This is a genomic window from Methylobacterium sp. 37f, assembly GCF_023093475.1.
Taxonomy (GTDB): Bacteria; Pseudomonadota; Alphaproteobacteria; order Rhizobiales; family Beijerinckiaceae; genus Methylobacterium.
In genome coordinates this window covers 1-14,630 of record NZ_JAGHKN010000064.1, presented here as the reverse complement: position 1 = coordinate 14,630, position 14,630 = coordinate 1, and the positions used below count along the sequence as shown (strand labels likewise).

The 14,630-nt window shown below is 68.1% G+C and carries 11 protein-coding genes, 1 pseudogene and 2 riboswitches; of the genes and pseudogenes, 2 read left to right on the top strand and 10 right to left on the bottom strand.

The features are described from left to right. Positions 1-820 (bottom strand): annotated as a pseudogene (locus J7U37_RS24005) (DNA helicase); the annotation flags it as partial. 357 nt (positions 821-1,177) lie between these two features. Here J7U37_RS24005 and J7U37_RS24000 point away from each other — a divergent pair. Further along, positions 1,178-1,699: a DUF1993 domain-containing protein gene (locus tag J7U37_RS24000; RefSeq protein WP_247637366.1), complete on the top strand. Its 522-nt coding sequence runs from the start codon at positions 1,178-1,180 to the stop codon at positions 1,697-1,699. A gap of 46 nt (positions 1,700-1,745) precedes the next feature. On the opposite strand, the gene J7U37_RS23995 is transcribed toward J7U37_RS24000, so the two are convergent. Beyond that, complete coding sequence (locus J7U37_RS23995; RefSeq protein ID WP_247637365.1) at positions 1,746-2,648, bottom strand: LysR family transcriptional regulator; 903 nt, start codon at positions 2,646-2,648, stop codon at positions 1,746-1,748. Positions 2,649-2,744: 96 nt separating this feature from the next. Between J7U37_RS23995 and J7U37_RS23990 the strand changes: the two genes are divergently transcribed. Beyond that, the gene (locus J7U37_RS23990) at positions 2,745-3,866 is read left to right on the top strand and encodes an aldo/keto reductase (protein ID WP_147854088.1); all 1,122 of its coding nucleotides are present in this window, start codon (positions 2,745-2,747) and stop codon (positions 3,864-3,866) included. Positions 3,867-4,110: 244 nt separating this feature from the next. Here the strand turns inward: J7U37_RS23990 and J7U37_RS23985 are convergent, their stop codons facing one another. The 8 genes from J7U37_RS23985 to J7U37_RS23950 form a co-directional block, all read right to left on the bottom strand. After that, positions 4,111-5,292: a heparan-alpha-glucosaminide N-acetyltransferase domain-containing protein gene (locus J7U37_RS23985; protein WP_282104154.1), complete on the bottom strand. Its 1,182-nt coding sequence runs from the start codon at positions 5,290-5,292 to the stop codon at positions 4,111-4,113. After that, positions 5,292-7,400, bottom strand: a complete 2,109-nt coding sequence (locus J7U37_RS23980) for a TonB-dependent siderophore receptor (RefSeq protein WP_247637363.1) — start codon at positions 7,398-7,400, stop codon at positions 5,292-5,294. Before J7U37_RS23980 ends, J7U37_RS23985 begins: the two co-directional genes overlap by 1 nt. A 109-nt stretch (positions 7,401-7,509) precedes the next feature. Further along, positions 7,510-7,709: riboswitch (cobalamin riboswitch) on the bottom strand. A 96-nt stretch (positions 7,710-7,805) separates the two neighbouring features. Further along, positions 7,806-8,300, bottom strand: a complete 495-nt coding sequence (locus J7U37_RS23975; RefSeq protein ID WP_147812593.1) for an AAA family ATPase — start codon at positions 8,298-8,300, stop codon at positions 7,806-7,808. Positions 8,301-8,350: 50 nt separating this feature from the next. Further along, positions 8,351-9,313, bottom strand: a complete 963-nt coding sequence (locus J7U37_RS23970) for a hypothetical protein (protein ID WP_147812594.1) — start codon at positions 9,311-9,313, stop codon at positions 8,351-8,353. Further along, on the bottom strand, positions 9,288-10,106 hold the full coding sequence (locus tag J7U37_RS23965; protein WP_247637362.1) for an ABC transporter ATP-binding protein: 819 nt from the start codon (positions 10,104-10,106) through the stop codon (positions 9,288-9,290). Before J7U37_RS23965 ends, J7U37_RS23970 begins: the two co-directional genes overlap by 26 nt. Then, positions 10,103-11,137: an iron ABC transporter permease gene (locus J7U37_RS23960; protein ID WP_147812596.1), complete on the bottom strand. Its 1,035-nt coding sequence runs from the start codon at positions 11,135-11,137 to the stop codon at positions 10,103-10,105. Before J7U37_RS23960 ends, J7U37_RS23965 begins: the two co-directional genes overlap by 4 nt. Beyond that, complete coding sequence (locus J7U37_RS23955) at positions 11,134-11,919, bottom strand: ABC transporter substrate-binding protein (RefSeq protein ID WP_246685253.1); 786 nt, start codon at positions 11,917-11,919, stop codon at positions 11,134-11,136. The genes J7U37_RS23960 and J7U37_RS23955 overlap by 4 nt, the downstream gene beginning before the upstream one ends. A gap of 83 nt (positions 11,920-12,002) precedes the next feature. Beyond that, complete coding sequence (locus J7U37_RS23950; protein WP_247637361.1) at positions 12,003-13,982, bottom strand: TonB-dependent receptor; 1,980 nt, start codon at positions 13,980-13,982, stop codon at positions 12,003-12,005. Between the two features lie 120 nt (positions 13,983-14,102). Further along, a riboswitch (cobalamin riboswitch) is annotated at positions 14,103-14,315 on the bottom strand. Positions 14,316-14,630 lie beyond the last annotated feature (315 nt).

Below are 14,630 nucleotides of genomic sequence, written 5' to 3'. Positions count from 1 at the left end.
CGCGTCGGGCTGCATCGTGGGCCAGCATCACACCCTCGACGCCCATGTCCTCATAGGCCCGAAGGTTCACCGCGGCCGCGGCGGCGCGCGGTCGAATGCGGATTTCGGCCCCTCCGGCATCGTCGACCTCGATCTCGATCAGACGCTCCACAAGGGGCAGATCGATCTCACGATCATCCTTTTTCCATCGCGCCAAGCCCATGCCCCAGACGAGCTCGAACGGCCGGTCCCCGCCGCCGAGCTCGGACAATTGCGCCACCTCGAAAAGGCGCTGATACAACGCCAGTGAATGACGTACCGGCCCCTCCGCCAGGGACCAGGGCAGCCACCTCTCCGTGATCCAGGCCTCCGCCGCTGCCTGAACGTCGGCCCTGTCCTCGATCCGCAGCCGGACATCCCAGAGATGGACATCCTTCTCGGGCTGAATCGGCGCCTCGGAGCAATCCTCGACCCGAGCCAACCCTGCCGAGACAAGGGCGTTCTTCTCGGCCATCGGTATGGTTTGGATCAGGAACGGGAGCAGCCGGGGCCGGCGTTCCGGATCAGGAGCGAGTTCCAGCCATTCCGCAGCCTCCTCGGGCGGAGCCGGCGCCGCACTTCGCCGCAACCGCTGGACCGAAAGCCAGATCGGTCCCTCCTCGTCGACGAGGTCATGCCTGACACCGGGGAGGGCATGGAGTTCGTGTTGGTGCAGGATGAACGCTTGCCCGGTCGGGAGCCGATGCTCGCTCAGCCGCATGGCCGCCCTTTCGTCGAGCCTGACGACTTGTTCGACGTAGCCCAGCAGGTCGTGGAGCCTTCCGCTGGCGGGATCTGCCATTTCTCGATTGATCATTGCCGGGATGCGCTACCCTGGCCGCGCACCCTGGCGAAGCTTCCGCGTGGGACAGTCCGACATGGATCGAGGCGACGTCAAGCACGTGCTTCGCAACCTAAGGAGACGCCTGTCTCAAACTCATGGAGACCTGAAGCGAGCGGTTGAGCAGCATACGCGGCCACGGTCGAAACTGGAGTCAGATGCCATTCGGCTATCGACCCAACCTAGCCGCCCGGACCCCTCCCGTCGCTTCTCCGAAGCGGCCGTTCGTCGGCGGTCTAGCGTCTTCGTTCGATGCACCCTTTTGCGGTGTGCGCCTTCTCACCGCGTCTTTTATTGCAGGTGCCTTAGGGAGCCCAAATGAGCATCAGCATCTACGACGTCAGCGTCCCCGTCTTCGTCAACGCGCTTCGCAACATGAGCACTTGGCTCGACAAGGCGGCATCGGAGAAGCCAGAAGCCGAGCTGCTCGTCCAGCGGCTGGCTCCCGACATGAAGCCTCTGCCTGCTCAGTATCAAATGGCATCCGACAGTGCGAAGAACGCGGTGGCACGGCTGGCTGGGATCGAAGCGCCCTCGATGCCTGACGTCGAGACGACCTTCGCCGAACTCAAGGAGCGCTGTGCCAGGACGATCGCCTTCGTTGAAGGCATCGATCCGGCGGCGCTGGCCTCAGGCGCGGAGCGGGAGGTGGAGCTGAAGTTCCCGAATGGCATGGGATACCGCTTCAGTGGGCAGGCCTATCTGACCGGCTTCGCGCTTCCGAACTTCTTCTTCCACGTGACAACAGCCTACGGGATCCTCCGGGGCGCTGGCGTGAGCCTCGGCAAGCCGGATTTTCTCCAGCATCTCGGGCCGCCGAACATTCACGCCGCGAAGTAGTCGCTCCGGCTCCCCGCGGTCGGAGGAGCATTCGACCGTGTCCGACCTAAACAGGTCGTGCTTCAACCCAACGCACGGCGTCGATCAGGGCGCGGAGCGCCGGGGTAGCCTGCTGGCTCGGATGGTAGAGGTGGTAACCGGGGAAGGGCGTGCACCAGTCCGCCAGAACCTGCACGAGGTGGCCCGCCTGGATGTCGGCGGCCACATCCTCCTCCAGCATGTAGCCGAGCCCGGCACCGGCCCGCACGGCCGCCCCCCCGAGGGCCGCATCATTGACGGTGAGTTGCCCGCTTGCACGCACGCGCACGTCTTGGCCGTCGCGCGCGAACTCCCACGGCAGCAATCCACCCCCGCCGACCAGCCGGTAGTTGACGCAGTTGTGCGCCTCCAGGTCGGCAGGCGTCCCGGGCCGCGGATGGCGCGCGAAGTAGGCGGGTGTGCCGACCACCACCGTGCGCAGGTCCGGTCCCAGCCGCACCGCTACCATGTCGCGCTCCACCGTCTCGCCGAAGCGGATGCCGGCATCGAAACGGGCAGTGACGATGTCGGTCAGGCGGTCGTCGATGATGACCTCGACTGAGACGGCCGGATGATCGAGGAGGAAGCGCGGCAGGGCTGGGTCGAGCACTCGGCGCGCGGCCGAGGAAAAGGTCGTCAGCCGCAGCGAACCGGACGGCGTGCCGCGCCAGTCGGCGAGCGCTGCAAGCCCGCGCTCGACCTCCGCCAGCGCCGGAGCCAGCGAACGCACGAGCCGCTCGCCCGCCGGCGTCGGCGCGACGCTACGCGTGGTGCGCGCGAGCAGCCGGACCCCGAGCCGTTCCTCCAGCCCCCGCACGGCGTGGCTGAGCGCCGAGGGGGACAAGCCGAGCTCGGCCGCCGCCCGCGTGAAGCTGCGGGTGCGTGCGACCGCCGCGAAGGCCGCGAGATCATCGAGCGTGCCCCGTCGCATTCCTGAACTCCGCTCACAAGCCCTTGCCGATGTTTGGGGCTAATCGCCTACGAACGGCGGCTCTATCCTGTGGGGTATCAGCAGGGATATGCAACAATGGACCTCACGCATTACCGTACGCTCGGCCGCTCCGGCCTTGCGGTCAGTCCGCTCGCGCTCGGCACCATGACCTTCGGCACCGCGCGCTGGGGGCTGGACGAGGCCGGCAGCCGCGCCGTGTTCGATGCCTACCTGGAGCGGGGCGGCAATTTCATCGACACAGCCGATGTGTACGCGGGCGGTGAGGGCGAGGCGATGCTCGGCCGCTTCATCGGCGAGCGCGGCTTGCGCGACCGGATCGTCCTCGCGACGAAATCTGGCTTTGCCACGGGCAAGGGGCCGCACGCGGGCGGCAACGGCGCCAAGCATGTTCACGCGGCGCTGGAAGGCTCACTACGTCGCCTGCAGACCGATTACGTCGATCTCTACTGGGTGCACGTTTGGGACGGGATCACGCCGGCGGAGGAGCTGCTGGAGACCATGGCTGGTCTCGTGCGCGCCGGGAAGGTCCGGTACTGGGGTCTCTCGAACACGCCCGCGTGGTACGTCGCCAAGCTCGCGACGGTGGCCGCAATACGCGGCCTGCCGGGGCCGATCGCGTTGCAATACTTCTACGCGCTCGTGAACCGGGAGGTGGAGGACGAGCATGTCCCGCTCGCTGCCGAGTTCGGCATGGGCGTGGTGCCATGGTCGCCGCTCGCCTACGGGCTGTTGAGCGGCAAGTACGATCGCGTGACGGTTGAGGCTGCGGGTCCGCGGGCAGGCGGCCTGCCGAAGGATGCCGCTCAGTCGGGCGAGGCGCGCCCCGCCGACGACAAGCGTCTCGACGGGTCCAACCCGTTCGGAGACAGCCTGTTCACGCCGCGCAACTGGGACATCGTCGAAGGTGTGCGCCGGGTGTCGGTGGCCATCGGGCAATCGCCGGCGCGCGTTGCGCTCGCTTGGGTGGTCGGACGATCGGGTGTCGCCTCGACGCTGATGGGGGTGAGCCGGCCGGAGCAGGTGGCCGACAACATCGCCGCGCTCGATCTCATGCTTTCCCCAGAGCATCGCGCCGCCCTGGATGCGGTCAGCGCACCGGTGGAGCCGCGTCTGATCTACGGCCTGTCCCGACCGTCGTTGCGGCAGGCCGTCGTGTTCGGCGGCGCGCAGGTTCAAGCCCCAAACGAGATGCTCTGAGGAAACCCCTTCCTCGCTCACTCGCTCTCGGGTGGAGCAAGTCACCGAAGGACAGTATTCCGCGTCGTGAGCTTTGGCCGCGAGGTTCGCTTTCAGCGACACGACGCCGAGAGCGGACCGGCAGCTTACCACCCAACCCGGTCGTTGACCTCTGCCTCAACAGGCCGGGAGCGGACCTTCCGAGGGTCGGCAAGGGGCCGGGCGTGGGCCCAGGGAACGGGTTCCATCCGTCAGATTTCATCCACTAGAGATACCTGAGCCAGGCTATATCGCGACGTGCCACTTTGAAGCGCGAGAACCAGGCCGTCGGCCAGTAGAGGGGCACGACCAGCCCGACATACCAGGCCAGAACCCAGCCATAATTTGCTACGCCGAACACGCTGCCCTGCGTCGGCCCCCAGATGGCGGCGGCGCCGTGATACAGGAGCCGCAGGATCGTCAAGTGGAGCAGGTAAAAGAACAGCGGCGCACCGCCGAACACCGCCAGAGCGGAGACGACCGAAGCGTCGCGCATCCGTTCAAGGGCAACCAAGAGCAGCAACCCGATTCCTAGTGTCAGCAGCAGGAACAGCAGCGAGGGGGGATACTTCGTCAGAGAAACGAAGCTCATCGTGGTCCGAAGCGCATCGCCCTCGACCACGAACCAGGGATTGTCGCCGTAGCCGTTCGCCAGACGCAGGACCATGAAAGCGACGAGCATCCCGCAGCCAAGGGCCAGAAACCGGCGCTCGCGGGTTTGCGCCGCTACGGTGGGCAGGAACCACGGGCCGATTGCGTAGCCGAGCACGATCACGCCGATCCACGGGAGCACCGGATAGGTCGTCTTGGCGACCAGCCCGAACGGCAACGCGATGACGTCGCGCTGGTGCAGCATCGCCCAGACCGCAAAAAACGGTTGGTCAGGCTGGAGGTGGATCGGGTCGAGGAGGTTGTGGCCACAGACGATCAGCAGTCCGACCGCGAGGAGGACCGTGCGTGGCAGACCGATCAGCACCGCCAGGACGGTCATGCAGACGCCTATGCACCAGATCACCTGTAGCCAGAGCGTTGGGCTGGCCACGCCCCAGTACAGTTCCGACAGGTAGAGGACCTCCAGTGCCATCAGAACAAGGCCACGCTTCAGCAGGTAGGCCCGCGTCTCCGACAGCGTGTGCCTCGTGCCGAACAGGAAGGCTGCCACACCGGTCAGCGCGATGAAGATGGGTGCGCACAGGCTGACGACGAGCCGTGCCAGGGCCACCGCCGGCAGGGCGGTCCGGGCATCGACCGGGTCGGCCACGGGCACGTGGAGGAACCAGGTCTCGCGCAGGTGGTCGAGGAGCATCAGCACCATCACCAGCCCTCGCAGGGCATCGATCGAGGCGATGCGGCTGGACACGGCCGGTGCGCAGGCCGACGCCTCAGGTTTTCCCGGACGCTCGCCCATCAGAACCGCGCCGTCATGCTGACGGTGACCCGCCGCGGCTCGCCGACGCCGACCCAGAAGGTGTTGTAGGAGCGCTCGTAATAGGTCTCGTCGAAAATGTTGTCGACGTTCAGCCCGAAGCGCAGGTTCTCGTAGCGGTAGTAGGCCAGCGCGTCCGTCAAGACGTAGCCCGGCAAGCGGAAGCTCTCGACGCCGCTGTCGCCGAGCCGCGAGCCGATGGCGCGGAACCCGCCGCCGATCCCAAAACCCTTCCAGTCGCCCGCCTGGACCTCGTAGATGCCGAGCAGCGAGCCGCTGTGGCGTGGAATGTTGAGCAGCGGTGATCCGACCCTTAGCACCTCGTCGCGGGTGACCGCCGCGTCGATGAAGGCGTATCCGCCAATCACCCGGAACTCGGGCGTGACCTGCCCAACCAGGCTGACGTCGAAGCCCTGGCTGCGCACCGCCCCGGCGGCGATCTGGAAGAAGAAGTCTGCCGGGTCGGTGGTGAGTACGTTCTCCTTCTCGATGTGGAAGGCGGCGGCCGTCACGCTGAGGCCGTCGAACAGGTCGAGCTTGGTCCCGACCTCGTAGGCGAACCCGGTCTCGGGCGCGAAGGGCCGGGACGCGCTGTCGAAGCCGGTGTTGGGGCGGAACGAGGCGGCGACGTTGCCGTAGAGCGCCAGGAACGACAGCGGCTGGTAGACGAGACCGGCCCGCGGCGAGAAGCCGGTGCGGTCCTGCTCGGTCCGTTCGTTCGCGACCTTGTCGCGGAAGGTCTGGTTGTAGAAGTCGGTGCGGTTGCCCAGCAGCAGCTTCCATTCCGGGCTGAGAGCGATCTGGTCCTGGAGGTAGACGGCTGTGTTGCCGACGTTCTCGCTGGCGCTGTAGCGGCGCGTGAACGGAGGCTTGGCCTGCCCGTAGACCGGGTTGAACAGGTCGATGGCGAAGGGGTCGAGACGCGGGGTCGAGCGCAGGAGGTTCTCGGTGCTGTTGTAGCGCTCGTGCTCCAGGCCGAGCAGCAGGGTGTGGGCGATGGGCCCGGTCTCGAAGCGCCCGACGAGTTCGGCCTGGCCGATGGCGACGCCCCAGGTGAAGTCGTGCTGGCGGAACTCGCGCAAGAGCGTGCGCCCGTCGTTGAGGATCCCGGTCGCGCCGGTCTGCAGGCCGGTGAGGCTTCCGGTGTTGAGGTGCGTGGCGACCCGCAAATGCCAGTCGGTGTTGAAGGCGTGCTCCAGCCGCACCTGCAGCAGCGCGCTCTCGGACACGGAATCGTCGCCCGGCTCGCCGAAGAAGCGTGAGCGCGGGACGAGGCCGAGGCGGTTGTTCACCGCGACGGTGCCGCGGTCGAAGGTCTGGCGGTTGCGCAGGTACTGCGCCTCGAACGTGATCTTGGTGTCGGGGGTGACCTGCCAGCTCACCACCGGCGCCAGGAGCACCCGGTCGCCGTCGACGAAATCTCGAAAGCTGTCCTGGCGGGCGAGCGCGCCGTTGAAGCGATAGAGCACGCTGCCGTCCTCGCTCAGCGCACCGCCGGCATCGACCGTGGTGCGGGCGGTGCCGAAGCTGCCGAACAGCGTGCCCATCTCGACGAAGGGGCGCGCTACGGGCTGCTTGGTCAGGATGTTGACGGTGCCCCCCGGATCGCTGCGTCCGTAGAGGGCTCCGGCCGGGCCCTTCAGGACCTCGATGGACTGGACGTTCTGGGTGTCGGGGGCGCCGTTGTAGCCGCGGGCGATGTTGAACCCATTCTGGAAAATGTCCTGGGTTGCGAAGCCGCGCACCGAGTACAGGGCGAGGTTCTGGGCGCCAAAATCGTTCTGTTTGCCGACCCCGGGCACGTAGTCGAGGGCGCGCTCGACCCGGGTCGCGGCGGTGTCGACCAGAACCTCCCGGGGCACCACGTCGACCTGCTGCGGCAGGTCGCGACGCGGCGTCACCGTCTTGGTGCCGCTGTAGAGGTCCGGCACCCGGTAGGTCGGCGTGGCGGTGAGGGTCCCCTCGACCGAGAGCGCGTCGAGCACCACGGCGGTCTCCTCAGAGCGCGCCCCCTGGGCTGCGACGGCGGTGGGGATCGCGCAGGACAAGGCCAGCACGGACATCAGCGGGATGGACGGTGAACGGGACACGTTGATGGGCCTCGGGCGACGGCAGTGGCACGTCACCGCGAACGAGGCCGAACCACGCGCAACGCGCATGCTTCCGCACCCGCCGGGGCACCCCGCCCAGCGTGTCTCGCGTGTGACCACGACTGACGGCAGGTCTCCTGGCTCGCGGGTCACTGCCCTTCACCGTCTTCCCGAGCGAGGCCGCTCAGTGACGTCAGTGGCGAAGGGCTCGCCGCTTACAGTTGCGGGGGCAGCCACGGCGTTGGGGCTACCCCCGCACCGCGTTCCCTTTTGATCCTCCGGGGAGGAACCGTCACGGCCGAGGTACCATGCCGACGCCCATGCCCGTCAACGGACCAAATGCAATGCACGAGGGGTTATGCCCTGCCGGCAACACTTGGGAAGACGGATCGCTCACTCCGTCCGTCAGGTCAGGACCTCGACCTGCTCCGGCGGCAAGCTACGCCACCAAGCGTCCGGGGATTGGAAAACCTCGTAGGTGAACCGGAGGACCTCATCCGGCTGGCGATGCGACGGGTCCACGCGACCGCGCTCCGCGTTGCGGGACTTGAGGACCTCCCACGGCACGTCGAACACTTTCCACTCCACAGTGAGCCCGTGTCCGGCGACGATCCCGAGCTCGCGCTCGAACACGGGTCTGGTGAGATGGGTGTCCGCCATCACCACGCTGAAGCCGTTCGTCAGGGCGGCATCCAGGGCTGCTTCCTTGACCCGGTGCAGGACTTCCCGGGCCGCATCGTCATGTGAGCCCTGCCTGAGTTCCCAGTAGACCTGTCGGTGCGGCGGCCAGAGGGTCTGCCGGAAGTCGTCGAGGGTGAGGTGAACCCAGCCGTCGAGAGGGTCGAAGCGGCGGGCGTAGGTCGTCTTCCCCGCGCCCGGGCAGCCGATCAGGCCGATCACCCTCTGGGGTGCTCCCGGACCATTCCTGCCGGGCACCGTCCGGGTCACGGTCAGGCCGTCGCCTCCGCATCCTCGTCGTCGCTCGCCGAGCCCTCGATGATCTCGCCGCGCAGGTAACGAGCCTGGGCCTCAGCGATGCGGCGTGCGCCCTGGGCGTGGCGGGTCGACACCGTGCCGCTGGGTGCCTCGGGCCCGCCGCGCTTGATCGCCACGAGTTCCGGATCACCCCAATGGTCGAGCATCGCCTGGAACGCTTCGTAGCGGCCGGTATCGAAGGCGATGCGGTCGCCCATCATGTCCTTGTAGGGATGGGCTGGGTGCAGGCCGGCGCAGGGGACCCAGCCCGCCGGGATTGGCGTCGTGGCGGCATGGGTCCGACCGCTGCGCAGGAGCTTGGGCAGCACGTGCGTGTGCGGACCCTCGGGGCTGGTGCCGCCGGACCCGGGGATCGGGGCATAGACCTCGACGCGTCCGACCCGCGCCAGGAACACCCGGTGCGGGCTCATGGCGACGAGATGCGGCCCGATGGGGTTGGCGTGGTCGAACAACGGCATGCCGACGCCGGCGCGCAGCCGCTCGACGGCCTCCGGATCGCGCACCCGCACGCAGGCATCCACGGCGAGAAGGCCGAGACCGAGGTCGAACAGGATGCCGTCGCGATCCTCGACCCGGGCGGCATTCCGGTCGGGCCCGAGTTCCGTCACCACGGTCCTGCGGTTCATCGCGCATGTCGCTTCCGGCAGGCAAAGCGCGACCGCGTGGTTCCAGCCCGAGGCGACCGCGGTCTCGTAGGCGATTGGCCTCAGGTCGGAACTCGGGGTCAAGGCGATGGCCCCGCGCGCGGTCGCAAGTCCCAGGCGATCGTCAGGGAGGGCCAGGACAGGCTCGTCCGGATCGCGCATGAACTCCGCGATGGCACCGAAGCTGCCGAGGCTCCAGGCCGTGGTCGGATCGGCCAGTGCACCGTGCAGAAGGGCGACGGTGGCATCAGGGCTGTTTGGGGAAGGCTGCATCGATGTCCTCCGGATGTGGCCCTGAACGGCTCCAGGGCAGGATATAGGCGGTTCCGTCCGGTCCGGCCCCACGGCAGGCCGTGACGCCGAACGCATCGGCGAGCAGCTGGTCCGTCAGGGCGACGTCCGGGCGTCCGTCGGCGACGAGGCGTCCCGCACCCAGAACCACGATCCGGTCGCAGAACCGGGCCGCGAGGGAGAGGTCGTGCAGGACGGCGACGACGCCGGTGCCGGCCATGGCCACGCTCCGCAACAGCGTCATGGCGTCGAGCTGATGGGCCGGGTCGAGAGCGGTGATCGGTTCATCGGCCAAAAGCCACTCCGCTTCGACGGCGAGCGCCCGCGCCAGCAAGACGCGCATCCGCTCGCCCGAGGACAGGGTCGGTTCGGTCCGCCCGGCGAAGCGCGCGACGTCGGTCCGTGCCATCGCTCGGTTTATTGCGGCATGATCGGTGCCATCGAGGCCACCGAACGGGCGTCGATGCGGCAGCCTGCCGAGGGCGACGAGGTCACGCACCTGCATCGGCCAACCGGCCCCCGCGCCCTGGAAAAGGACCGCGATGCGCTTGGCGCGCGCGTCGCGGGAGATGCCCTTGAGCGGCATACCGTCGAGATCCACGCGGCCCTTGGTCGGTGCGACCAAGCCTGCCAGGGAGCGCAGGAGGGTGGTCTTGCCGGCGCCGTTCGGGCCGACCAGACCGACGAGGACCCCGCGTTCCAGGGACAGGGTGACATCCGACAGGATGGCACGCCCGCCGAGGCGGACATCGAGGGCTGCGGTCGCGAGGCTCATGCGCCGCGCCCTCGCTCACGCAGGAGGAGCACGATCAGGAACGGTGCCCCAACGAGCGCAGTCACCACACCGAGCTTGAGTTCCGGGCGCGTCGCCAGGAGACGAACGCCCAAGTCCGCGGCAAGCACCAGGGCGGCCCCGGCGAGGCCACTCGGCCACAGGCTGGCACCAGGGCGTGCGCCGACCAGCGGTCGCACGAGGTGGGGCACCACGAGGCCGACGAAGCCGATGGCGCCGCTGACGGCCACGCCGCTGCCCACGGCCAGCGCTGCGCCGGTGACGAGGCGTAGGCGAACCGAGACCAGATGGAAGCCGAGGCTCGCGGCCGTGTCCTCGCCCAGCGTCAGGGCATCGAGCGCGCGGCCGGTGGACAGCATCAGGCCCCAGCCGACCGCCATCAACGGCAGGCATAGCCAGACATGGTCCATGCTGCGGTCCGCGAGCGACCCCATCAGCCAGAACACGATCTCCAGGGCCGCGTAGGGGTTGGGCGACAGGTTGAGCGCCAGCGCCGTCATGGCGCCGGCGAGGCTCGACAGGGCGACGCCGGCGAGGATCAATCCCAGCGTGGTGCCGCCCCTTGCGGCGACGAGGTTCAGGGCAAGCGCCGCCACGGCGGCGCCGGCGATCCCGCCGAGCGGGAGGGCGAGGCTAAGCGAGGCTGCGAAGCCGCCATAGAAAACCACCACGGCCCCAAGGGCCGCAGCCGAGGAGATGCCGAGGATGCCGGGATCGGCGAGCGGGTTGCGCAGGTAGCCCTGCATCGCCGCTCCGGTGAGCCCAAGGCTGAAGCCGACAAGGCTGCCGAGCAAGGCACGAGGTAGGCGCAGTTCCCAAAGCACCAGCGCCGGGAGGGTCGCCCGTCCGGCGATGAGGTCGCCGGCCGCCGCCAGGACGTCGAAGGGGGCATACCCGACCGTGATGGACGCGACCGTCAGGACGAGCACAAGCAGGCCGAGTATCCAGACGACCGCGCGGGGTCCGACGACCGCCCGGTCGACCCGCATGGGAGGCGGGAGGGGAGCGTTCATCGTGCCGCTCGTTGGTGTGCCGCCGCAGCGAGCAAGGCCACGACCTCGGCGACCTGCGGACCTGGACAGGTCCAGAGCCGGTTCGGAATCGAGACGGTACGCCCCTGCCGGCGCAGCGCGTCGAGGACGGGATGATGCAGCAGGGCATCGGCCAGCGACGGCGCGCCGGGCTCCCCCTCGTCGAGGACGATGAGGTCGGCGTCGGCCAAGGCCACCGCTTCCAGCGGGACCTGCCCGAACCGGTCGCGACCGAGTTCGGCGGCGACGTTGGCGAGGCCAGCGGCACGGATCACCGCGTCGCCGAGGCTGCCGGGTGCCACCGTGAAGGCGTTCGGACGCATCACGAGGGCCCGCAAGGGTTTGGCCGCCGGCATCACCTCGGCCAGCCGCGCGTCGAGGTCCGCGACCATCGCCTCGCCGCGCGCCGGGTGCCCGAGGGCCGCGGCGACGGTCCGGATCTGGGCCCGCACCCCCTCGAAGTCGTTGGGTACGCCGAGTTCGAGAAGGGGGAAGCCGACGCGCTTGAGCAGGCCCACCGTGGTCCGTGTCGTGAAGGCGCCGGCGACGACGAGGTCGGGCCGCAGGGCGACGATCTCCTCCGACAGGCCGCGTGTCACCGCGATGCCCATGGCCTCCCGCGCGACGGTCGAGCCGCGTGGGTCATGGGCGAGGTAGGTCACGGCGGCGACCTGATCGCGGTCGGCAAGCCGAAGTACGAGCTCGTCCGCGCAGAGGTTCATCGAGACGACATGCCGGGGTCCCCCGGATGCCGGGGCGGCCATCCCAGCGGCAATCGACCAGATTTGGCTGACCGCCAGCATCACCGTCAGGACCGCGAAGCCTGACCGTCGTGCCATCGGCGGTCTCAAAACGCAGTCAGGCGGACGCCGCCATACACGGCGAGGCCTGCCCCGAGGAAGCCGGTGGGGTTCTCGTAGCGGCGGTCGAACAGGTTATCGACCCGCCCAAACACGCTCACCGTCTCGCTGACGTCGTAGTTCACCGCGAGGTTGACCAGGGTAAAGCCCGGGTTCTTGAGCCGGGCGACCGAGAAGTCGCGGTTGCCGTCGACGAAGTGGCCGAGCACGATCACGGTCCCGCTGACGGTCAGGCCCGGGAGGGGGGTCCAAAAGGCTGTCGCGCTGCCCTTGTGGCGGGGCCGTCGCAGGAGCTCCTGGTGGGTGATCTCGTTCTTGGTCACCGTGTTGGTGTAGTCGACCCGGCCCGTAAGGGTATCGGAGAACCGGACAGCGACGAAGGCTTCCGCCCCGTACGATTCGGCCCGGCCGACGTTCTCGTTCGAGGTGAACGTCGCGTTCGAGGTGATGAGGTTCTTGAAGTCGTTGGCGTAGTAGGTCGCGCCGACGAGGACGCGGTCCCCCAGGGGCTGCTCGATGCCGGCGTCGTAGCCGAGGCTCTCCTCCGGCCTGAGGTTCGGGTTGGCGAAGAAGTTCGAGGCCGGGAAGCTCTGGAACAGCTGGCTCAGGGTCGGCGCCTTGAAGCCGGTGCCGACGCTGCCTTTGATCCGGGTCTCGGTGAAGGGCAGGATGTAGCTCGGGGCGACGCGGAAGGTGGTGGCCGGCCCGAAGGCGTCGTTCTCGTCGTGGCGGATGTTGGCGATGAGTGAGGCCCGCTCGAAGGGCGTCAGCTGCACCTGCCCGTAGCCGGCCGTATTGCCGTTCCTCGCCCGCAGGTTGCCGGCCCCGAACGGGCTCGGGTCGATGGTTGACAGGCTCTCGTCATCGCGCTGCGCGCCGAACAGGATCAGGTTCCCGGGCGAGAGCTGGTAGTCGCCGCGGTACTCGTAGCGCGTGCGCTCGCCCAGGCCCGTCGTCGCGTCCGGCGTGGCAAGGGGGTCGAGGGGGCCCTGCTGTCTATTGAACAGGTTCGAGTAGTTGATCGCGAAGAGGTTGTGGAACCCAGCGAACGGTGTCCACTCGGCCTCGTTGCGGGTGAAGACCTGCTGCACGTCGGCGGCACTCCGGAACGCCGCCGGGAAGGCAGGGAAGGTGCTGTAATCGGTTCCCGAAAATAGGAGACGGGAATTAATGAAGCGCGTCACCGAGTTGATGCGGAAGGTGTCGGTGAACTGATAGCCGAACTTCGCCGAGACGGTCTCGTTGTCGTAAAAATTCGGATGGATCGCGCGGCCGAACGGGACGAGGTTCGGCGGCGTCACCGGTGTCGCGGCCGCACGGAAGTGCTGGATCGACACGGAGTAGTCGAAGCCATTCTCCGACCCGCTGACCCGGCCGCTCTGGTTGAAGGTCCCGAACGAGCCGCCCTCGATCCGCGCGGTGGCCCTGGCCGGTCCCTCGCCACGCTTCGTCGTGAAGGAGATCGCGCCTCCAATGGCGTCGCTGCCATAGAGGCCGCTCTGGGGACCCCTGAGCACCTCGATGCGGGAGAGGTCGTCGGTCAGGAGTTGCCCGAAGTCGAAGGAGCCGTTCGGGTTCGACGGGTCGGTCGCGTCGATGCCGTCGATGAGCACCTTAACGTGGTTCGAGTTCGAGCCGCGAATGAACACCGAGGTCTGACCGCCCGGGCCGCCGGTCTGCACGACGTTGAGGCCCGGCACCTGCTGGAGGGCATCCGGCACGGTGCGGCGCTGCTGGGCCTCCAGCGTCTCGGCGGTGAGCACGGTGACGCTCGATCCGACCTGGTCGATCGGCGTCGGGACGCCGGTGGCGGAGACGGAAAGCTCGGAGAGCGTGACGGCCGCCTCGGCCCCCCGCGGAACATAGACGAAGGGTGCGGCTGCCTGCTGCGCAAGCACGGGACCGGGAAGGGCGGCGGAGGCGAGCGCGAGCGCGCGCAGGCACGCGGATCGGGAGGGGAAGGACACGGGACAAGCCTCGGGCGACGTCTGTGGCACGTCACCGCGAACGAGGCCTGGGCGCTTGCCTGCCGTTAGGACAGCCGAACGCCTCGACACCCATCAGGACACCCCGCCCGATGCGTTTCGCGTGTGACCACGACTGACGGCAGGTCTCCTGGCTCGCGGGTCACCGCCCTCTCATCGTCTTCCCAGGCCCGAAGACCCAGTGACGTGTTGATGATGGGCTCGCCGCTTACAGTTGCGGGGGCAGCCGCGGCTTCGGGGAGGCCCTTTCGGACCTCATCCTCACCGCGTTCCCTTTTGATCCTCCGGGGAGGAACCGTCGGAGACAAGGAGCGCGATCAAAGCGTCCGCCGTCAATGGCACGCAAAGGCTTTCCGACGATGTGTGCCTGGAAGGTTACAGGTCAGCACTTACGAAGGTTTGCCTCGGTGCTATGCAGCGTCCGCTTTTCAAAAATTCGGGCTGAAAGCAGACCGCCGCATAACCACCCTACCCGGTCGTAGAGCAGACGGACGGGTCCCGACCGAGGCCGTGTCAAAACGGATTGGGCGCGGAACTTTATGAATGTCGGCTGCGGATGAATCGCCACGGCTCGTGCTTGTTCAGGCTCGGATGGCCTGGATGAGCCAAGCTGCGCCGAACAGGCGGATC